General features: G+C 70.0%; 16 protein-coding genes and 2 tRNA genes. 13 read left to right on the plus strand and 5 right to left on the minus strand.

What is annotated here, in order from left to right; translation table 11 throughout:
- Nucleotides 1–92: 92 nt before the first annotated feature.
- Entirely contained in the window at nucleotides 93–581 is a 489-nt protein-coding gene (locus LR269_RS11025; protein ID WP_231430838.1) for a Dps family protein, read from the minus strand.
- 197 nt (nucleotides 582–778) lie between these two features.
- Between LR269_RS11025 and LR269_RS11030 the strand changes: the two genes are divergently transcribed.
- Nucleotides 779–1174: an SHOCT domain-containing protein gene (locus LR269_RS11030; protein ID WP_231430839.1), complete on the plus strand. Its 396-nt coding sequence runs from the start codon at nucleotides 779–781 to the stop codon at nucleotides 1172–1174.
- 77 nt (nucleotides 1175–1251) lie between these two features.
- Here LR269_RS11030 and LR269_RS11035 read toward each other — a convergent pair.
- Together LR269_RS11035 and LR269_RS11040 are read right to left on the minus strand one after the other, a co-directional pair.
- Nucleotides 1252–1322, minus strand: a tRNA-Gly gene (locus tag LR269_RS11035).
- A 66-nt stretch (nucleotides 1323–1388) separates the two neighbouring features.
- Entirely contained in the window at nucleotides 1389–5150 is a 3762-nt protein-coding gene (locus LR269_RS11040) for an SCO7613 C-terminal domain-containing membrane protein (RefSeq protein ID WP_231430840.1), read from the minus strand.
- 171 nt (nucleotides 5151–5321) lie between these two features.
- Between LR269_RS11040 and LR269_RS11045 the strand changes: the two genes are divergently transcribed.
- The 6 genes from LR269_RS11045 to clpX all read left to right on the plus strand — a co-directional run bounded on the left by LR269_RS11045 (nucleotide 5322) and on the right by clpX (nucleotide 10315).
- Nucleotides 5322–5395, plus strand: a tRNA-Pro gene (locus tag LR269_RS11045).
- A 50-nt stretch (nucleotides 5396–5445) separates the two neighbouring features.
- Complete coding sequence (tig, locus tag LR269_RS11050) at nucleotides 5446–6915, plus strand: trigger factor (protein WP_231430841.1); 1470 nt, start codon at nucleotides 5446–5448, stop codon at nucleotides 6913–6915.
- Between the two features lie 86 nt (nucleotides 6916–7001).
- The gene (locus tag LR269_RS11055; protein ID WP_231430842.1) at nucleotides 7002–7493 is read left to right on the plus strand and encodes a tetratricopeptide repeat protein; all 492 of its coding nucleotides are present in this window, start codon (nucleotides 7002–7004) and stop codon (nucleotides 7491–7493) included.
- Nucleotides 7494–7567: 74 nt separating this feature from the next.
- Nucleotides 7568–8152, plus strand: a complete 585-nt coding sequence (locus tag LR269_RS11060; protein WP_231430843.1) for an ATP-dependent Clp protease proteolytic subunit — start codon at nucleotides 7568–7570, stop codon at nucleotides 8150–8152.
- A gap of 26 nt (nucleotides 8153–8178) precedes the next feature.
- A complete protein-coding gene (locus LR269_RS11065; protein ID WP_231430844.1) occupies nucleotides 8179–8862 on the plus strand; it encodes an ATP-dependent Clp protease proteolytic subunit in 684 nt (227 codons plus the stop codon).
- Between the two features lie 175 nt (nucleotides 8863–9037).
- Nucleotides 9038–10315 (plus strand): ATP-dependent Clp protease ATP-binding subunit ClpX, encoded by a 1278-nt coding sequence (gene clpX, locus LR269_RS11070; protein ID WP_231430845.1) that lies wholly within the window; start codon nucleotides 9038–9040, stop codon nucleotides 10313–10315.
- Between the two features lie 67 nt (nucleotides 10316–10382).
- Here clpX and sepH read toward each other — a convergent pair whose 3' ends face one another.
- Entirely contained in the window at nucleotides 10383–11471 is a 1089-nt protein-coding gene (gene sepH / locus LR269_RS11075; protein WP_231430846.1) for a septation protein SepH, read from the minus strand.
- Between the two features lie 196 nt (nucleotides 11472–11667).
- Between sepH and LR269_RS11080 the strand changes: the two genes are divergently transcribed.
- Complete coding sequence (locus tag LR269_RS11080) at nucleotides 11668–11961, plus strand: DUF4193 domain-containing protein (RefSeq protein ID WP_026378289.1); 294 nt, start codon at nucleotides 11668–11670, stop codon at nucleotides 11959–11961.
- Here the strand turns inward: LR269_RS11080 and LR269_RS11085 are convergent.
- Nucleotides 11958–12422 (minus strand): DUF3093 domain-containing protein, encoded by a 465-nt coding sequence (locus LR269_RS11085; RefSeq protein ID WP_231430847.1) that lies wholly within the window; start codon nucleotides 12420–12422, stop codon nucleotides 11958–11960. The two genes, LR269_RS11080 and LR269_RS11085, sit on opposite strands and share 4 nt — an antisense overlap.
- A 59-nt stretch (nucleotides 12423–12481) precedes the next feature.
- Between LR269_RS11085 and dut the strand changes: the two genes are divergently transcribed.
- The 5 genes from dut to dxs all read left to right on the plus strand — a co-directional run bounded on the left by dut (nucleotide 12482) and on the right by dxs (nucleotide 19395).
- Nucleotides 12482–12940, plus strand: coding sequence for a dUTP diphosphatase (dut, locus tag LR269_RS11090; protein WP_231430848.1), 459 nt, complete (start codon nucleotides 12482–12484; stop codon nucleotides 12938–12940).
- Nucleotides 12937–13557 carry a DUF3710 domain-containing protein gene (locus LR269_RS11095; protein WP_231430849.1) on the plus strand — a complete coding sequence of 207 codons (621 nt, stop codon included), beginning with the start codon at nucleotides 12937–12939 and terminating at the stop codon, nucleotides 13555–13557. Before dut ends, LR269_RS11095 begins: the two co-directional genes overlap by 4 nt.
- 2 nt (nucleotides 13558–13559) lie before the next feature.
- A complete protein-coding gene (locus tag LR269_RS11100) occupies nucleotides 13560–14348 on the plus strand; it encodes a DUF3159 domain-containing protein (RefSeq protein WP_231430850.1) in 789 nt (262 codons plus the stop codon).
- Nucleotides 14349–14504: 156 nt separating this feature from the next.
- Complete coding sequence (acnA, locus tag LR269_RS11105) at nucleotides 14505–17315, plus strand: aconitate hydratase AcnA (RefSeq protein WP_308191642.1); 2811 nt, start codon at nucleotides 14505–14507, stop codon at nucleotides 17313–17315.
- A 133-nt stretch (nucleotides 17316–17448) separates the two neighbouring features.
- Complete coding sequence (gene dxs, locus LR269_RS11110) at nucleotides 17449–19395, plus strand: 1-deoxy-D-xylulose-5-phosphate synthase (RefSeq protein ID WP_231430851.1); 1947 nt, start codon at nucleotides 17449–17451, stop codon at nucleotides 19393–19395.
- The last annotated feature ends 10 nt before the right edge of the window (nucleotides 19396–19405 follow it).

The following is a 19405-nucleotide window of genomic DNA, read 5'->3' on the forward strand; positions in this document are numbered from 1 at the left end:
GCTGCCGCGTCGGAGACGGCTCGGGCCCGGACGCCGGGCCACCGGGGCGCCCGGCGTGCGGCATCCGGGCCCGTCAGCCCGTCGGGAGTCGCCTACTCGACGGCGATGTGCGAGAACAGGAACCAGCGGTCCTTGTCGAGGCCGCGACGGATCTCGATCACCACGTCCTGGCTGGCGGGGTCGAGGTCGGCGAGCCCGTCGATCGCGGCGTTGACCTTCTCGGTCGCGAGGTCGATCTGGGTCACGACGCCCGTGATCGCCTCCTCGTACGAGAGGAAGCCGAGCTTCGGGTCCTTGGCGCCGCTCTTCGCGGCGACGGTCCCGAGGCGCCCGTCGATCGGCAGCCCGAGGGCGACGACGCGTTCGGCCGCGAGGTCGGCCCACTCCTGCGCGTGGGCGACGACGTCGTCGAGCAGTTCGTGCACGGCGATGAAGTTCGCGCCGCGAACGTGCCAGTGCGCCTGCTTGCCGTTGACGACGAGGGCGACGAGCTCATGCACGACGGGGGTGAGGTACTGGGCGACGCCTGCGGCGACGTCGGCGTTGGAGCCGGTCTTCGGTGCGGTCTGGATGTCGGTCATCGTGTCCACCTTCCCTGGAGTATGTCCTCCTCAACGCTACGCACCTGCCCCGGTATTTCAAGGAAGGGTAGGCAGGGCTGGCTTCCTGACACGGCATGGCCGACAATGACCGGATGTCGCGGCCCAGTGCCGCGCGTCATGCTCGCGTTCCGTGCCGTCGAACCGATAATTTGGCCGCACGAACGAAAGGGTCTGCCATGTACTTCCTCAACAGCGTGTGGGACTGGTTCTGGTTCCTCTTCTGGATGTTCGCCTACGTGGCGTACATCTTCGCGCTCGTCTACATCCTCATCGACATCTTCCGCGACCACGAGCTGAACGGGTGGGCCAAGGCGGCCTGGACGATCTTCCTGATCTTCGTGCCGTTCATCACCGCGCTCGTGTACCTGATCGCGCGCGGCAACGGCATGGCGGAGCGTGCGGGGCGCAAGCAACGCGAGTACCAGGAGTACAGCGAGGAGTACATCCGCTCGGTCTCGTTCGCGAATCCCGCCGACGAGATCGCGAAGGCGAAGGCGCTGCTCGACGCGGGCACGATCACGCAGGGCGAGTTCGAGGCGATCAAGAACAAGGCGATCGGCAACAAGTACTGAGCAGGAGAACGGTACTGAGCCGGAGATACCAGAACGGCCCCGCGACGGTGTCGCGGGGCCGTTCTCGTTGCGCTCGGAGGGGATGACGGGAATCGAACCCGCGTAATCAGTTTGGAAGACTGAGGCTCTACCATTGAGCTACATCCCCGCGACCCGCTCGCGGGCCATGGATCATCGTAGTACACGGCGGCGGCCCGCCCGTGCACGTGGGCGCCTATCTGAGCGCCGCGATCGAGCCGATCGTCGAGCGGGCGAACCGCAGCTGCCGCTCGTACGTCGCCGCGAGCACGACGAGGAGCACACCGGCGATGCCGAGCCACAGCCACCACCACACCGCCTCGTAGAGCGTCGCGATGTACGGCCACAGCTGCACGACGGCGTGGACGAGCAGCACGCCGCCGCCGATCAGCACGGGTGCCTGGAGCCGGCGCACGACGCCGACGACGAGCACGGTCAGGCTCGCGACGCCGAGCGCGACGACGCGCCACAACTGCGGGTCCGTGAAGTCGGCGACGAGCGGTGGCACGAGCAGGACGGCGAGCCCGGCGCCGAGCGCCGGCCAGCTGCCGAGCGCGGGGGAGCGGCGCATGGCGAGCACTCCTGCGACCGTGAACGCGAGGCCGACCGGCACGGTGACGAGGTCGAACGGCTCGACACTCCCGCGAGCCAGCACGATGACGCCGCCGATCACGAGGATGCCGCGCGTCGTCCACGCGAACACCGGGCCGGCGACGGGCCTGGCACGGACCGCGACGCCGACGACGTGCGCCACGGCGACGGCCCAGAAGAGCACGGCCGTGCGGGCGAGCGGGTGCTCATCGGAGACGATCGCGAGGAGCGTGGGCAGCACGGCGAGCACGAGCGACGCCGCAAGTGACACCTCGGCGAGCCACGCGGGCCGCGACTCAGAGCGGGCCCAGACCAGGGCGACGACGACGCCGGCGGCGAGCGCCACGGCGGGCCACAGCTCGATCGGGTCGGCGCCCTCGACGCCGCGGGCGAGTGCGAGCCCGCGAACGATCGCGGCGCCGCTCAGTGCCGTCCAGCCCGTCGCGACGACGAGGAGCCGTGCCGGGACCCCGCCGAGGGACGTCGGCAGGAACCCGCCCGCGATCGCGACCACCGCGCCGCCACCGACGAGCACGAGGGTGCGGAGCGCCGAGTCGCCGGCCGACGCCACGCTCGGCAGCACCGCGATCGCCGCGGCCGTGCCGAACAGCGCCGTCCTGCCGGCGTCCGCCGCAGCCTTCGCGGGGCGCCGCCACGCGATCAGCGTGCCGCAGCCGGCGACGACGACCGCGAGCGGAAGCGTGTAGGCCTCGGCCGTCTCGACGCCGTCGCCGAGGAGCCAGGCCCACACCGAGCCGATCGCGAGCACCGGCGTCAGCCAGCCGACGTGGCGCCACGGCGCATCGCCCGCGATCGGGTCGCCGGCGATGGCGGCGAGCACGATCGGCACCGGTGCCAGGACCGCGAGGACGAGCCAGGGCTCGCCGGCGGGCGCGGTCGTCATCGCGAGCGTCGCGGTGCCGAGCACGGCGACGGCGGCCACCCAGGCGATGGTCGCCGCGCCGGCGCGGTGGCGCGCCACGAGGTGCGCGATCGCCGCGGTCGCGAGCGTCGTCGCGGCCAGGGCGTACCCGATCGCCCGGGATCCGGCGAGCTCGAGGGTGATCAGCGCGACCGCGACGCCCAGGCTGAGCGGTGCGACCGCGGCGAACGCGATCCTGAGCCCCGACGGTGCCGACCGACGGAGCCCCACGGCCGCTGCGAGGGTCAGGACCGCCGCAGGCGTCCACCGCCATGACGCATCCGTCGTCGTGAATGCGAGTGCCGCCACGGCGATGATCGCCGTGGCCAGCATCGGAATCGCGAAGGCGAGCCGGTCTCCGGGCGTGGCGACCGCGACGAGCATCGCGAGTCCGAGCAGGAGCGAGGTGCCGAGGCCCGCGATGATCCATCCGGTCGTCACGGGCTGCGCGAGGGGCACGCCGACGGCGTCGAGCCACCAGGCGAACGAGCCGAGCGTCGTGACGAGCAGCGCGCTCGCGAGCACGACGTGGACGAGCCCGATCGGCCGGGCGCCCCTCGACCAGATGAGGGCGGCGAGCACCCGTCCCGCGAACGCCGCCGCGATGACGACGGCGCTCGCCCACGGCCAGACGCCGGGATCACCGAAGCCGAGCCACCAGCCGAGTCCGGCGGCGGACGCCCCGGCGACCGCGAGCACGGTCGTGAGGCCGGGCACCCGGCGTCCCGCGAGCGCGGCCCAGACCAGTGCTCCGACTGCGATGGCGAGCCAGACGGCGGCCGACGCCCACGCCGGGTCGACGACGGCGCCGACGACGATCAGCGCTGCCAGCACGGCACCGATGGGCACGGCGGCGACGCCGCGGAGCCGGCCGAGGAGGGCGAGCACCGCGGTGCTGACGACGGCGATCACGAGCGGCACGAGCACCGCACCGAGTTCGGCCTCGTCGTCGAGGCGGAACGCCGATCCGGCGCGGAACGGGCCGGTCGGCAGGGTGCTGCCGAACACCTTCGCACCCACCGCGGCCGCGCCTACGGCGAGACCGGGAAGCGCGGCCGCAGCGGCGACCGCGGCCGCGGCGACCAGTGCCACGAGCCATGCGCGCGCCCCGCTGAGCCGGTGGACGAGTGCGAACAGGCACACGACGGCCCCGGACGCCGCGGGAGCGAGCCAACTCGCGGGGCCAGCCGGAAGCTCCGACGCGATGGCCGCGGCGGGCGCGATCGCCGCAGCGAGGCCGAGGCCCGCCGCGGCGACGTCGGTCCACACCCCCGAGACCGCCGCAGCGCGCATGCGCAGGGCGGCCAGCACGACCAGCCAGGCGACCGCGACGAGTCCGAAGGTCCACAGCTCGGGCCACGCTGTCTCGGGCAGCGCCCAGACCGCGACGACGAACGCCAGCGCACCGCCCGCGAACCCGCCCGAGAGCAGGATCGTGCGCTCGACGCGCGTCGGCACCAGCACGCCGACAGCGCCGACGAGGGTCATCGCGAGTCCGCCGACCCACGCACCGGTCGCGACCTCGGTCTCGGGCGCGGCCTGGACGCCGAGCAGGAACGCGGCGACCGGGATCAGCGCCGCTGCGGCGAACCCGGGCACGCGGATCCCGGTGACGACGCGGGTGAGGGCGAGGAGGCCGGCGACGACGAGGAGGGCGCCGCCCGTGTAGCCGGCCGAACCGAGCGCGTCCGTCCCGAAGAGTCCGTTCGCGCGCACGATCCAGACGTCCAGCAGCAGCAGGACCACCGCGACCGCGGCGACACCCTCGGCCGTGCCCGGCAGACGGCGCGCCCGCAACAGCCAGGCGACACCGAGCACGAGCACGCTCGCGGCGGCGATGATGACGGACCGCACCTCCAGGCCGGCCACGAGGTAGGCCACGAAGAGGAACACGATCGCGGTGATCGAGATGAGCACGACGCCGAGCGCGAGCAAGAAGACCTGCACGCCCGACCGGCGGCGGGGGGCATCGCCCACGACGGGCGCGAGCGGCGACGACGGCTGCCGGTCCGCGGTGGCCGCGACGCGCGACGGCGAGACGGCGGGCGGTGCGGGCCGCGCGACGACGTGCTCGGCCGGCACCGTGCCAGGCACCGGCGGGGCCACCGGCATGACGATCGGCTGCGACGGCGGCGCGGCCGGCGCGGGCCGGGCGACGACCGCGGTCGACGCCGAAACCGGTGCGACGAGGGTCGCCGCCTGAGCCGCGCCGACCTCGGCGAGCAACCGCTGACGGTCGGTCTCCGCCTCGCGCACCCGTTCTCCTGCGGCGAGCAGTCGCGTCGCGTCGGGAGTCGACAGGTCGAGGCCGCACATCCCGCAGTGCGATGACGCGAGGCGCTCGAAGCACGACGGGCAGAGCGTCGTGTCGGTGAAGTGCGCGGGCGAGGTCGGCCAGCGACGGAGTCCGGGGGAGATTGGCCCGGCGGAGCGACGGTCGGTCATGCGCACACTCTGCCATGGCGGTTCGACGGTGTGCATGCGCCATCCACAACCGCAGGTCGACCGAGCGCACAGCGCCGGCCTGCGCGCGTGCAGTAGACTTTCCGGGGTCCCTCGGCCCGACGTGTGCTTCGGCATGCCCGCGCCGGTGGTCCGACGAGTTGAGTCGCGACTCGGGGCGTAGCTCAGCTTGGTAGAGCGCCCGCTTTGGGAGCGGGAGGTCGCAGGTTCGAATCCTGTCGCCCCGACGAGTCGATCCGACTCGACACGAACTTCCACACAACAGGAGAACTTCCCCATGCCGACCACTTCGGTTGAGAAGCTGAGCCCGACGCGCGCCAAGCTCACCATCTCGGTGACGCCTGAGGAGCTGAAGCCCAGCATCACCCACGCCTACAGCCACATCGCCGAGCAGGTCAACGTGCCCGGCTTCCGCAAGGGCAAGGTGCCGCCCCCCATCATCGACCAGCGGGTCGGCAAGGCCGCCGTGCTCGAGCACGCGGTGAACGAGGGCCTCGACGGCTTCTACCGCGCCGCCGTCGCCGAGCACGAGCTGCGCCCGATGGGCCGCCCCGAGGCCGACATCGTCGAGTGGCCGAGCGAGAAGGACTTCTCCGGCGACCTGCTGCTCGCCATCGAGGTCGACGTGCGTCCCGAGATCGAGCTTCCCGCATACGACGGCCTCGAGCTGACGGTCGACTCCGTCGAGGTCGGCGACGACGAGATCGAGGCCGAGCTCGAGCGCCTGCGCAGCCGCTTCGGCACGCTCATCACGGTCGACCGCCCGGCCAAGACGGGCGACTTCGTCACGCTCGACCTCGTCGCGACGATCGACGGCGCCGAGGTCGACAAGGCCAGCGGCATCTCGTACGAGCTCGGCTCGGGCGAACTGCTCGAGGGCATCGACGAGGCGCTCGACACCCTGTCGGCCGACGAGTCGACCACCTTCTCGTCGAAGCTGCTCGGCGGCGACCACGAGGGCGAGACCGCCGAGATCAGCGTCACCGTCACCGCCGTCAAGGAGCGCGAGCTCCCCGAGGCCGACGACGACTTCGCGCAGATCGCGAGCGAGTTCGACACCCTCGCCGAGCTGAAGGACTCGCTCAAGGAGCAGGCCGGACGCAACAAGGTCTTCGGCCAGGGCAACCAGGCCCGCGACCTGCTCGTCGACAAGCTCCTCGAGCTCGTCGAGGTGCCCGTCGCCCAGGGCGTCATCGACGACGAGGTGCACCGCCACCTCGAGAGCGAGAACCGCCTCGAGGACGACGAGCACCGCGCCGAGGTCGCCGAGGCGAGCGAGAAGGCGTTCAAGACGCAGATCCTGCTCGACGCGATCGCGGAGGCCGAGAAGGTCCAGGTCAGCCAGGAGGAGCTCACCCAGTACCTCGTGCAGGGCGCAGCCCAGTACGGCATGGACCCCAACGAGTTCGTCCAGATCCTCAGCCAGCAGGGCCAGATCCCCGCCATGGTCGGCGAGGTCGCGCGCAACAAGGCGCTCGCGATCGCGCTCGGCAAGGCGAAGGTGACGGACGCCTCGGGCAACGCCGTCGACCTCTCCGAGTTCACCGCAGTCGCCGGCGACGACGAGGCCGAGGAGGCCGTCGAGGCCCCCGCCGAGGAGCCCGCCGAGGAGAAGAAGCCCGCCGCGAAGAAGCGCGCGCCGAAGAAGGCCGCGGCAGAGGCTCCCGCCGAGGAGGCGGCCGAGGCCCCGACCGAGGAGAAGAAGCCGGCTCGCAAGCGCGCGCCGAAGAAGGCCGACGCGGAGTAATCCTGCATCGCAGTGCGAAGGGGCCGAGCGTTCTCGCTCGGCCCCTTCGTCGTCTCGACGACCGGCGGACGAGGAAAGAGGATGGGATGAGCGAAGCGAGCGAGTGGCAGCGTCGGGTCGACGAAGTCTGGGCGGCGGCCGACGAGCTCGGCGAGCTCGAGGTCGTCGAGCGCATCGACGCGCTGGCCGCCGAACGGGACGAGCACGATCCGCTCGCGCTCTTCGAGCGGGCCGGCGCCCGCGACTCGGCCGGGCTGGAGGCCGAGGCCGAACCGCTCTACCGACACGCGATCGACGCGGGCCTGACTGGATCCGAGCGCGTGCAGGCGCACGTGCAGCTCGCATCGACGCTGCGCAACCTCGGCCGGCCGCTGGAGTCGCTCGCGCTGCTCGACGCGATCGAGTCCGAGGCAGGAGAGCTCCGCGACGCCGTCGCGGCGTTCCGCGTGCTCGCGCTCGTCGATACGGGCGACGCCCGCCACGCAGCATCCGTCGCACTCACGGCGCTCGCGCCGCACCTCGCCCGCTATCGCGTGTCGGTCGCCGCATACGCGGAGGCGCTCACGGCATCCGCCTAGGGCGAACACCGGGGTTCGCGCGCGTTGCAACGGATAGATTCGATTCCAACGCGACAACCGAAACGGAGCGACACATGGCCGAACCGACACCAGGCACCGGTGTTTTCGATCGACTGCTGAAGGACCGCATCATCTGGCTTGGCTCCGAGGTGCGCGACGAGAACGCCAACGAGATCGCGGCGAAGCTGCTGCTGCTCGCCGCGGAAGATGCCAAGAAGGACATCTACCTCTACATCAACTCGCCCGGTGGCTCGATCACGGCCGGCATGGCGATCTACGACACCATGCAGTTCGTGCCCAACGACATCGTCACCGTCGGCATCGGCATGGCCGCGTCGATGGGGCAGCTCCTGCTCACCGCCGGCACCAAGGGCAAGCGGTACATCACCCCGAACGCCCGAGTCCTCCTGCACCAGCCGCACGGCGGCTTCGGCGGCACCGCGAGCGACATCCAGACTCAGGCGCAGCTCATCCTCGACATGAAGCGCCGCCTCGCCGAGATCACCGCCGCGCAGACCGGCAAGACCGTCGAGCAGATCAACGCCGACGGCGACCGCGACCGCTGGTTCAACGCGCAGGAGGCCCTCGAGTACGGCTTCGTCGACCACATCCGCGAGTCGGCCCTCGACGTGGCCGGCGGCGGCGGCACCCAGGCGTAGGCAGCGAGAGAAGAGAGAACGAGCGAATGTCAGTACCTACTATCGGTGGCCCTGCTTTCGGCGGCACCGCCTTCAACGGCGTGCAGGCGCCCGGCTCGCGGTACATCCTGCCGAGCTTCGAGGAGCGCACCGCCTACGGCTACAAGCGGCAAGACCCCTACGCCAAGCTCTTCGAGGATCGCATCATCTTCCTCGGCGTGCAGGTCGACGACGCCTCGGCCGACGACATCATGGCGCAGCTCCTGGTGCTCGAGTCGATGGACCCCGACCGCGACATCATCCTCTACATCAACTCGCCCGGCGGCTCGTTCACCGCGATGACGGCGATCTACGACACGATGCAGTACATCCGCCCGCAGATCCAGACCGTCGTCCTCGGTCAGGCCGCCTCGGCGGCGGCCGTCATCGCCGCCGCAGGCACGCCCGGCAAGCGCCTCGCGCTGCCGAACGCGCGCGTGCTCATCCACCAGCCCGCGATGGGCGAGGCGGGTCACGGCCAGGCGAGCGACATCGAGATCCAGGCCGCGGAGATCCTGCGCATGCGCACCTGGCTCGAAGAGACGCTCGCGCGTCACTCGAACCGCGACCAGCAGCAGGTGCACGACGACATCGACCGCGACAAGATCCTGTCGGCCGAGGAGTCCCTCGAATACGGCCTCATCGACCAGGTGCTCACGTCGCGCAAGAACCTGCCGGCGATCACGCGCTGACCGCTTGCAGCACGCACGGATGCCTCGGCCGAACACTCGGCCGAGGCATCCGTCGTTCTGATTCCGGCGCGGTTCGCGACCGGCGAAACGGCTCGCGTGTCGAATCGCACAGGCTACGCCGCAACCGCTCGAACTCGGGCTAGGCTCGGAACAGGCTCGTCGAGAGGAGGGTGCGATGGCACGCATCGGGGAGAGCGCCGACCTGCTCAAGTGCTCCTTCTGCGGAAAGAGCCAGAAGCAGGTGCAGCAGCTCATCGCCGGGCCCGGCGTCTACATCTGCGACGAGTGCGTCGAACTCTGCAACGAGATCATCGAGGAGCGCCTGGCCGAGGCCGGCGAGACCGAGACGGGCGAGTTCGAGCTGCCGAAGCCGAAGGAGATCTTCGGCTTCCTCGAGGAGTACGTGATCGGCCAGGAGGCCGCGAAGAAGGCGCTCGCCGTCGCGGTCTACAACCACTACAAGCGCGTGCGCGCGAAGACGACGCTGACGACCGCCGACCGCGCCCACGACGACGTGGAGATCGCGAAGTCGAACATCCTGCTCATCGGTCCGACCGGATGCGGCAAGACCTATCTCGCGCAGACGCTCGCGAAGCAGTTGAACGTGCCGTTCGCCGTCGCCGACGCCACCGCCCTGACCGAGGCCGGCTACGTGGGCGAGGACGTCGAGAACATCCTGCTGAAGCTCATCCAGGCCGCCGACTACGACGTCAAGCGCGCCGAGACGGGCATCATCTACATCGACGAGGTCGACAAGATCGCCCGTAAGGCCGAGAACCCGTCCATCACGAGGGACGTGTCCGGCGAAGGCGTGCAGCAGGCGCTGCTGAAGATCCTCGAGGGCACCGTCGCCTCCGTCCCGCCGCAGGGCGGACGCAAGCACCCGCATCAGGAGTTCATCCAGATCGACACGACGAACGTGCTGTTCATCGTCGCGGGTGCGTTCGCCGGGCTCGAGGACATCATCTCCTCGCGTGCGGGCAAGCGCGGCATCGGGTTCGGCGCCCCCCTGCACAATAAAGAGGAGGAGGCCGACATCTTCAGCGAGGTCCTCCCCGAAGACCTGCACAAGTTCGGCCTCATCCCCGAGTTCATCGGTCGCCTGCCCGTCGTCGCGACGGTCACGCCGCTCGATCGCGAGGCGCTCATGGAGATCCTCACCGAGCCGAAGAACGCACTCGTGAAGCAGTACCAGCGCATGTTCCAGCTCGACGGCGTCGAGCTGGACTTCGAAGACGCGGCGCTCGAGGCGATCGCCGACCTCGCCGTTCTCCGTCAGACCGGTGCGAGAGGCCTGCGCGCCATCATGGAGGAGGTGCTCGGGCCGATCATGTTCGAGGTCCCCTCGTCGACCGGGGTCGCCCGAGTCGTGGTCACCAAGGCCGCGGTGCTCGACAATGCCGCGCCGACGATCGTGCCGCACAAGGCGCGTCGCGCCGAGAAGTCGGCGTAGCCGCTCGACGACGGAAGAGGCCCGGTCACCGTTCGGTGAACCGGGCCTCGTGCGGTCGTGGGCGGCGTCAGGCCAGATCGTCGTCGGTGCGGGCGCCGAAGACGATCTCGTCCCAGCTCGGCATCGATGCGCGGCCCTTCTTGGCTGCGCGCCCCGATCCCGACGTCGAGGACGACGACGACGAGACCTTGCCCCACAGGCTTCGGGCGCCGGCGCCCGGCTTCTCCTCGGCGGCGGGTTCGCTCAGCGTCTCAGTGGCCGGTGACGGCTCGCTGGGCACGTCGAGCGTCGCGGGCTGCAGGGGAGCGGGAGCGTCGAGCGTCGCCGACTCGCGCTCGCCGCGCCGACGGCGGAGTGCCTCGAGGAGGTCGGCGGTCTCGCCGAGCGACGGCTTGGGTTCGTCGGCTCGCTTGATCGCGGCGCGCGCCGCCGCGGGGCTCGAGGTCTGGGCCGTGCGTGCGTACGGAAGCGGCTCGAGGTGCGGGGCGGTGTCGTTGTCGCTCTGCTCGATCTCGTCGAACGTGAAGGCGCCGCTGTCGAAGCGCGACTCGTCGGAGTCGGGGCCGACGGCGCGCAGGCGCGGAATCAGGCCGCCCGTGAGCTCGCCCTGCTGCGAGAGCGTGATCGCCTCGGAATTGAGCGGCTGCAGCGACTGCTTGCGCGGCTCAAAGGTCCAGCGCGCGTCGTGGTCGATGGTGTCGGCGGTGAATTCGAGCTTGACGATCCAGCCGCGCTCGTCGTCCTTCCAGCTCGCCCATCGCTCGCCCTCGGCGCCGAGCTTCGCGAGCCGGTCGCGGATCACGCCGCCGAACGAGGCGGGCTCGTCGGCGGGGTCGACGTCGAGGGTCACGTTCACGGGCACGGCGAGGGCGGACGTCACGACGTGTTCGCGTTCGGCCATCACCGGCCCCTCGAAGCGACGGATGTACTCGACCGCGGCGCCCGTGAGCTGGGCGACCTCCTCGGCCGACATGCCGCCCCTGATATGGGCCTGCACCTCGCGTGGCGACGGCTTCGGTCCGGTGAGCTGCTCCGGCTGCGCCTGGCGGATCCGCGATTGGAGCACTTCGTCGATCTCGATCCGGAAGCGCGCGCCATCGTCGGAGGCGGCGAGGAGCGCGCCGTTCTCGACCCCGATTACCTTGAGTTCCTGCATCGCGACAAGCCCTTCCGTGCTTTCGTCTCCGCCCAAGGATGCCACGCCCGGACCGGTGCTCGCGGGAATAGCCCGGGCGCGGCGGAAGTTGAGCAGGAAGCATCGGACGATCCGTCGTACAAAGGGTTTGCTTACGTCCTCGTTTTGATGCAGACTATGGCCGCCGAATCTCCGGCGCTTGAGGAAATGGATGGGAATGGCAACGGATTACGACGCCCCGCGGAAGACCGAAGACGACTCGGAGTCGATCGAGGCCCTCAAGGAACGCGTCCCCGACAAGATGTCGGGTGTGGTCGACGTCGATGACGCCGACAACCCCGGAGGTTTCGACCTCTCGGGTGCCGACCTGTCGGATGTCGAGCTCGACGTCGTCGTGCTGCCTCCGCAGGCCGATGAGTTCACGTGCGTGAACTGCTTCCTCGTGAAGCACCGCTCGCAGATCGACCACGAGACGAAGCTCGGGCCGATCTGCCTGGAGTGCGCCTCCTAAGCGCTCCGCTCAGTGTCGTCAGGCCGTCGCGATCCGTTGATCGCGGCGGCCAGTTCTTTGGGATGCCGCGTCGAGACCAGCCAGTACGGCGTCGGGTCGGCCGGGTCGATGACGGGCACGCGCACGACCGGTCGGATCCAGCCCCGGATCACGAGGAAGGCGCGGGCGTCGAGCCCGGTGCCCCGTTCGATGCGAGCAGCGGCATCGTCGGCCGCGACGGCCTCGCCGAGCAGTTCGAGCGAGATCTCGGCACGCCCTGCGTGCAGGCGTCCGCTCCTGACCTCGATGACGGGTGCCGTGATGCTCAGGGCGCCGGCGACCGCGGCATAGAGGATGATGCCGGTGGCGATTCCGGCCGGCATCGACACCGGTGCGAGCACGAGGATGCTCGCGGGCACGAGCAGCAGGCTCGAGAGGTAGATCCACGGCGTCGGCCACAGTTTCTCGCGATAGTCGGGCATGGCTCTATCAGATCAGACTTCTGCACGAGCCTCCGACACTTCTGGACTACCCTCGAACGGTGACCGATTCCGTCGACGTCCTCATCACCGCCGAGCGCCTGCCGAACTACGCCCACCCGGGTGATGCCGGCGCAGACCTCCACGCCGCCGAGGCCGTCGTCCTCGAGCCCGGTGAGCGCGCGACGGTCGGCACCGGCGTCTCGATCGCCCTGCCCGACGGCTACGTCGCCTTCGTGGTGCCGCGATCCGGGCTCGCGTTCAAGCACGGCATCACGATCGTGAACGCACCGGGCACCGTCGACGCCGGCTATCGCGGCGAGATCAAGGTCGCACTGCTCAACACCGACACGAGCGAGTCGTACGCCATCGCGGTGGGCGACCGCATCGCACAGATGGTCGTGATGCCGGTCAGCCGCGCACGCTTCGTCGAGGTCGAGCGTCTGCCGGGCAGCCTGCGCGGCGAGGGGGGATTCGGCTCCACGGGATTCGGGGAGCACAAGTCAGGAGTGAACGCGTGAGCGACATCGAGAACACCGACGGGGCTCCCGTCGATCAGCCCAAGTCCGCCCCCGAAGACCGCGCGAGCGCGGGTCCGCTCGACGAGGCCGAGGCGAATCCCGTGCGCCCCTACGTCGACCTCGGCGGCGTGAAGATCCTTCCGCGCGAGGGCCTGCACCTCCGCCTCGAGGTGGAGGAGGGCACGAAGCGCGTCGTCGCGATCGGGCTCGACTACGCGAACTCGACCCTGCAGGTCCAGCCGTTCGCCGCGCCGCGCTCGAGTGGGCTCTGGCACGAGATCCGTGCGCAGATCGCCGACCAGATCGCCCGCCAGGGCGGCACGACGACGGTGCGCGAGGGCACGTTCGGCCCTGAGCTCCTCGCGCAGATCCCGGTCGCGGCGGGCGAGGCGCAGCAGGGCCAGATGCGCCTGGCGCGCTTCATCGGCGTCGACGGACCGCGCTGGTTCCTGCGCGGTGTGATCGCGGGTCAGGCGGCGGTCGACCCCGCCGCTGCCGCGCAGGTCGAGGACCTCTTCCGTTCGATCGTCGTCGTCCGCGGGGCGACGCCGATGCCGCCGCGCGACCTGATTCCGCTGCGGATGCCGGCATCCTCCACCGGCGCTCCGACGGCGTAGGCGTGACCGACGCGACGGGCGCAGGGCGCCGCGACCCCGACGAGCACGAGCAGGATGCCTCGGCGCAGGCCGGGGCGGACGGCGGTGAGTTCGGCCGGGCCTTCGCGGCCGCGGCCGAGAAGAGCGGGCTCGGCGCCCTCGCACGCGATGAGAAGCTGAGCGGTCGCGACCTGCTCGTCGCCGTCGGCGGGGTGCGAGGCATCCTCGAGGCGTTGCTGCCCGGGCTCGTCTTCCTCATCGTCTACAGCACGCTCACGAGCTTCGCCGGCCAGGACGCCCAGGCGGCCCTGGTTCCCGCCCTCATCGCGTCGGTCGGGCTGGCCGTCGTCTTCACGCTCGTCCGCATCGCGACGAAGGGTCAGCCCACGCAGGCGATCGCCGGCCTCATCGGCGTGCTCGCGTCCGCTGCGCTCGCGCTGTGGACGGGCAACGCGCGCGACAACTACGTGCTCGGCTTCTTCACGAATGCCGCCTATGCGCTCGCGCTGCTCGTGTCGCTGCTCGTGAAGTGGCCGGCGATCGGGCTCATCGTCGGATTCCTCATGGGCGAGGGCGTCGCCTGGCGCAACGACCGCCGCAAGTATCGCGCAGCACAGTTCCTGACGCTCGTCTGGATCGGCCTCTTCGTCGCCCGGCTCGCCGTCCAGGTGCCCTTCTACCTGGTCGACAACGTCGAGGCGCTCGGTGCGTTCAGGCTGCTCATGGGGGTCCCGCTCTACGCCCTCGCGCTCATCTTCTCGTGGCTTGTCGTACGTGCCGTCTACCCGTCGGCACATCGATCGGCCGAGTGATACAGTTATCTCGACGTCAAGATAAATCCGCACACCGTGCGAAGCCTGTCGGCGGGCGAACGGCTTAGGTTACCCTTGCTGGATCGGCCCCCTGTCTGACGGAGAAGATGGAGAGTCGCCCGCGTGCCGGGCGTCATCCGCGAAGGAGAGGACATCGTGTCTGCAGTGAACAGTTTCGGGGCGAAGGACACGCTCCACGTCGGTGACAAGTCCTACGAGATCTTCCGGCTCGACACCGTGCCGGGGCACGAGAAGCTGCCGTTCAGCCTGAAGGTGCTGCTCGAGAACCTGCTGCGCACCGAGGACGGCGCGAACGTCACCAAGGAGCAGATCGAGGCGCTCGGCTCGTGGGTGCCGACGGCCGAGCCCGACACCGAGATCCAGTTCACGCCCGCGCGCGTGGTCATGCAGGACTTCACGGGCGTGCCGTGCATCGTCGACCTCGCCACCATGCGCGAGGCGGTCGTCGCCCTCGGGGGAGACCCCGACAAGATCAACCCGCTCGCTCCGGCCGAGATGGTCATCGACCACTCCGTCATCGCCGACCTCTTCGGCACCGAGAACGCCCTCGAGCGCAACGTCGAGATCGAGTACGAGCGCAACGGCGAGCGGTACCAGTTCCTCCGCTGGGGCCAGACGGCGTTCGACGACTTCAAGGTCGTCCCGCCGGGCACCGGCATCGTGCACCAGGTGAACATCGAGCACCTCGCGAAGGTGACCTTCACCCGCACCGTCGACGGCGTCCTCCGCGCGTACCCCGACACCTGCGTCGGCACCGACTCGCACACGACGATGGTCAACGGCCTCGGCGTGCTCGGCTGGGGCGTGGGCGGCATCGAGGCCGAGGCCGCGATGCTCGGCCAGCCCGTGTCGATGCTCATCCCGAAGGTCGTCGGCTTCAAGCTCTCCGGTTCGATCCCCACCGGTGTCACCGCGACCGACGTCGTGCTGACGATCACCGACATGCTGCGCAAGCACGGCGTCGTCGGCAAGTTCGTCGAGTTCTACGGGTCGGGCGTCGCCTCGGTGCCGCTCGCGAACCGCGCGACCATCGGCAACATGAGCCCCGAGTTCGGCTCGACCGCCGCGATGTTCCCGATCGACGACGTCACGCTCGACTACCTGCGCCTCACCGGCCGCAGCGACGAGCAGATCGCGCTCGTCGAGGCCTACTCGAAGGCTCAGAAGCTCTGGCACGACGCCGACAACGAGCCCGCCTTCAGCGAGTACATGGAGCTCGACCTCTCGACGGTCGTTCCCTCCATCGCGGGTCCGAAGCGTCCGCAGGACCGCATCGAGCTGTCGAACTCGAAGTCGGCCTTCGAGCAGGACCTCCTGAACTACGCCACGGTCGACCACGACCTCGTCGACCTCGAGATCGCCGAGTCGTTCCCCGCGTCCGACCCGCCCGGCAACTCGCCCGAAGACGAGCACAGCCACCACGAGCACCACCACGCGAGCCACGCGCCCGCCACGGCGTCGAACCCGACTCCGGTGACGCTCGCCGACGGCGAGAAGTTCACGCTCGACCACGGTGCGGTCGCGATCGCCGCGATCACCTCGTGCACGAACACCTCGAACCCGTCGGTCATGCTCGCGGCCGGCCTGCTGGCCCGCAACGCGGCGAAGAAGGGCCTGAAGGCGAAGCCGTGGGTGAAGACCACGCTCGCGCCCGGGTCGAAGGTCGTCACCGACTACTACGAGAAGGCCGGCCTGACCGACGACCTCGAGGCGCTGGGCTTCTACACCGTCGGGTACGGATGCACGACCTGCATCGGCAACTCGGGTCCGCTGATCGATGAGATCTCGACGGCGGTCAACGAGTCCGACCTCGCCGTCACCGCGGTGCTCTCCGGCAACCGCAACTTCGAGGGCCGCATCAACCCCGACGTGAAGATGAACTACCTCGCGTCGCCGCCGCTCGTGATCGCGTACGCCCTCGCGGGTTCGATGAACTTCGACTTCGAGGTCGACGCGCTCGGCAAGGACACCGAGGGCAACGACGTCTTCCTGAAGGACATCTGGCCCGACGCGGCCGAGGTGCAGGAGACGATCGACAACTCGATCAACAAGGACATGTTCGTGCACCAGTACGCGAGCGTGTTCGAGGGCGACGAGCGCTGGCGCAACCTCGAGACGCCGACCGGTGCGGTGTTCGAGTGGAACGAGGCGTCGACCTACGTTCGCAAGCCCCCGTACTTCGACGGCATGACGATGGAGACGACCCCGGTCACCGACATCTCGGGCGCGCGCGTGCTCGCGAAGCTCGGCGACTCGGTCACCACCGACCACATCTCGCCGGCCGGTTCGATCAAGGCCGACAGCCCGGCGGGCCGCTACCTCACCGAGCACGGCGTCGACCGCAAGGACTTCAACTCGTACGGCTCGCGCCGTGGCAACCACGAGGTGATGATCCGCGGCACGTTCGCGAACATCCGCCTGAAGAACCAGCTCCTCGACGGCGTCGAGGGCGGCTACACCCGCGACTTCACGCTGGCCGGCGGTCCGCAGTCGTTCATCTACGACGCATCGCAGAACTACCAGGCGCAGGGCACTCCGCTCGTCATCTTCGGCGGCAAGGAGTACGGCTCGGGTTCGTCGCGCGACTGGGCGGCCAAGGGCACGAGCCTGCTCGGGGTCAAGGCGGTCATCACCGAGAGCTTCGAGCGGATCCACCGCTCGAACCTGATCGGCATGGGCGTCGTTCCGCTGCAGTTCCCGGCGGGCGAGAGCTGGGCGTCGCTCGGCCTCGACGGCACCGAGATCGTCTCGATCACGGGTCTCGAGCAGCTCAACGAGGGCACCACCCCGAAGACGGTGCACGTCGTCGCATCGCCGAGCGAGCACTCGGCGCCCGGCAAGGCGACTGTCGAGTTCGACGCGGTCGTCCGCATCGACACGCCGGGTGAGGCCGACTACTACCGCAACGGCGGCATCCTGCAGTACGTGCTGCGCAGCCTCGTCTGACGCAGACGCATTCGACGACAGGGCGATCGGCGTTTCCGCCGATCGCCCTGTCGTCTGCCCGGGCGCTCAGGTTGCCCGGCGTAGACTCGTTCCGTTCGGCGGCATCGCCCGCGTCATCCCGGAGGCCCAACGCATGACCTTGCTCGAGACGATCCGAGGCCCGCGCGACCTCGACGCTCTCTCGAAGGAGCAACTGGAGCAACTCGCGGTCGAGGTGCGAGAGCACCTCGTCTCCGACGTCGCCAAGACGGGCGGGCACCTGGGTCCGAACCTCGGGGTGGTGGAGCTCACCATCGCGATCCACCGCGTGTTCGACTCGCCCCGCGACGCGATCGTGTTCGACACCGGTCACCAGTCGTACGTGCACAAGCTGCTCACCGGCCGGCAGGACTTCTCGACCCTTCGGCAGACCGGCGGTCTGGCCGGATACCCGCAGCGCAGCGAGTCGGAGCACGACATCGTCGAGTCCTCTCACGCTTCGAGCTCCCTGTCGTGGGCCGACGGCATCTCGAAGGCGTTCGAGATGACCGGGCAGCACGACCGGCACGTGGTCGCGGTCGTCGGCGACGGCGCCCTCACCGGCGGCATGACGTGGGAGGCGCTCAACAACATCTCCGACGACAACACGCGCAAGCTCATCGTCGTCGTGAACGACAACGGCCGTTCGTACGCGCCGACCATCGGGGGCATGGCGCGCTTCCTCAACTCGGTGCGCACGAAGAGCACGTACCGCAACCTCCACCTCTCGAGCCGCGACGCGTTCAACCGCCTCGGCGGCCCGGCCAGGGCGTTCTACCGCGGCGTGCGCGGTGGCCTGCACGGCTTCCTCTCCCGATTCACCGGGAACGAGGCGCTCTACTCGAACCTCGACATCAAGTACGTCGGTCCCGTCGACGGGCACGACGAGCAGGCGATGGAGGCCGCGCTCCGGCAGGCGAAGCACTACGGCGCGCCGGTCATCGTTCACGCGATCACCGAGAAGGGCCGCGGCTACGAGCCCGCCCGCAACGATGTCGCGGACCAGTTCCACGCCGTCGGGCAGATCGACCCCGAGACCGGTGAGCCGCTCGACACCGGCGGGGCGAAGAGCTGGACGAGCGTCTTCGCCGACGAGCTCGTCCACCTCGCCGAGGGCGACGACCGCCTCGTGGGCATCACGGCCGCGATGCTCCGCCCGACGGGCCTTCACCGGATGGCCGAGCGCTTCCCGACACGGGTTTTCGACGTCGGCATCGCCGAGCAGCACGCCGTGACGTCCGCCGCCGGCCTGGCGTTCGGCGGCCTGCACCCGGTCGTCGCGGTGTATGCGACGTTCATGAACCGGGCGTTCGACCAGCTGCTCATGGATGTCGCCCTCCACAAGGCGGGGGTCACGTTCGTCCTCGACCGCGCCGGCGTCACCGGGCCCGACGGCCCGAGCCACCACGGCGTCTGGGACCTCTCGATCCTCCAGGTCGTCCCCGGCATCCGCATCGCCGCACCGCGCGACGCGATCCGCCTCGCCGAAGAGCTCGGCGAGGCCGTGCAGGTGACGGATTCACCGACCGTCCTGCGATTCCCGAAGGGTTCGGTCGGCACCGAGTACGACGCGGTGCGTCGCACCGACGACGGCGTCGACGTGCTCGTCGAGTCCCAGCGCAAGGACGTGCTCATCGTCACCGTCGGGCCGATGGCCGGCATCGGCCTCGAGGTCGCCGAGCGCCTCGAGGCGCAGGGCATCGGCGCCACCGTCGTCGACCCCCGGTGGGTCGTGCCCGTGCCGCGCAGCCTCGTCGGGCTCGCCGGCGACTACCGCATCGTGGTGTCGCTCGAAGACGGCATCCGCGTCGGCGGTGTCGGTACACGCATCCGTCAGGACCTGCGCGAGGCCGGGGTCGACACCGCGGTCACCGAATTGGGCCTGCCCGACGAGTTCCTCGAGCACGGCTCCCGTTCCGACATCCTGGAGCGCGTCGGCCTCACCCCGCAGCACATCGCCCAAGACGTCACCGCAATGGTGCTCGGCACGAAGCTGCCGCATGCGCGCGGCGCGTCGGGCGACACGGGCACGCAGCCCGTCATCGCGCACGTCGCAGACTGAGACCACCGCC

Source organism: Agromyces sp. S2-1-8 (genome assembly GCF_021129215.1).
GTDB lineage: Bacteria > Actinomycetota > Actinomycetes > Actinomycetales > Microbacteriaceae > Agromyces > Agromyces chromiiresistens.

Excerpts from the sequence above, each read along its gene's own strand:
- LR269_RS11025 (WP_231430838.1), bottom strand. The coding sequence starts at position 581 with ATGACCGACATCCAGACCGCACCGAAGACCGGCTCCAACGCCGACGTC.
- LR269_RS11030 (WP_231430839.1), top strand. The coding sequence starts at position 779 with ATGTACTTCCTCAACAGCGTGTGGGACTGGTTCTGGTTCCTCTTCTGG.
- LR269_RS11040 (WP_231430840.1), bottom strand. The coding sequence starts at position 5,150 with ATGACCGACCGTCGCTCCGCCGGGCCAATCTCCCCCGGACTCCGTCGC.
- tig (WP_231430841.1), top strand. The coding sequence starts at position 5,446 with ATGCCGACCACTTCGGTTGAGAAGCTGAGCCCGACGCGCGCCAAGCTC.
- LR269_RS11055 (WP_231430842.1), top strand. The coding sequence starts at position 7,002 with ATGAGCGAAGCGAGCGAGTGGCAGCGTCGGGTCGACGAAGTCTGGGCG.
- LR269_RS11060 (WP_231430843.1), top strand. The coding sequence starts at position 7,568 with ATGGCCGAACCGACACCAGGCACCGGTGTTTTCGATCGACTGCTGAAG.
- LR269_RS11065 (WP_231430844.1), top strand. The coding sequence starts at position 8,179 with ATGTCAGTACCTACTATCGGTGGCCCTGCTTTCGGCGGCACCGCCTTC.
- clpX (WP_231430845.1), top strand. The coding sequence starts at position 9,038 with ATGGCACGCATCGGGGAGAGCGCCGACCTGCTCAAGTGCTCCTTCTGC.
- sepH (WP_231430846.1), bottom strand. The coding sequence starts at position 11,471 with ATGCAGGAACTCAAGGTAATCGGGGTCGAGAACGGCGCGCTCCTCGCC.
- LR269_RS11080 (WP_026378289.1), top strand. The coding sequence starts at position 11,668 with ATGGCAACGGATTACGACGCCCCGCGGAAGACCGAAGACGACTCGGAG.
- LR269_RS11085 (WP_231430847.1), bottom strand. The coding sequence starts at position 12,422 with ATGCCCGACTATCGCGAGAAACTGTGGCCGACGCCGTGGATCTACCTC.
- dxs (WP_231430851.1), top strand. The coding sequence starts at position 17,449 with ATGACCTTGCTCGAGACGATCCGAGGCCCGCGCGACCTCGACGCTCTC.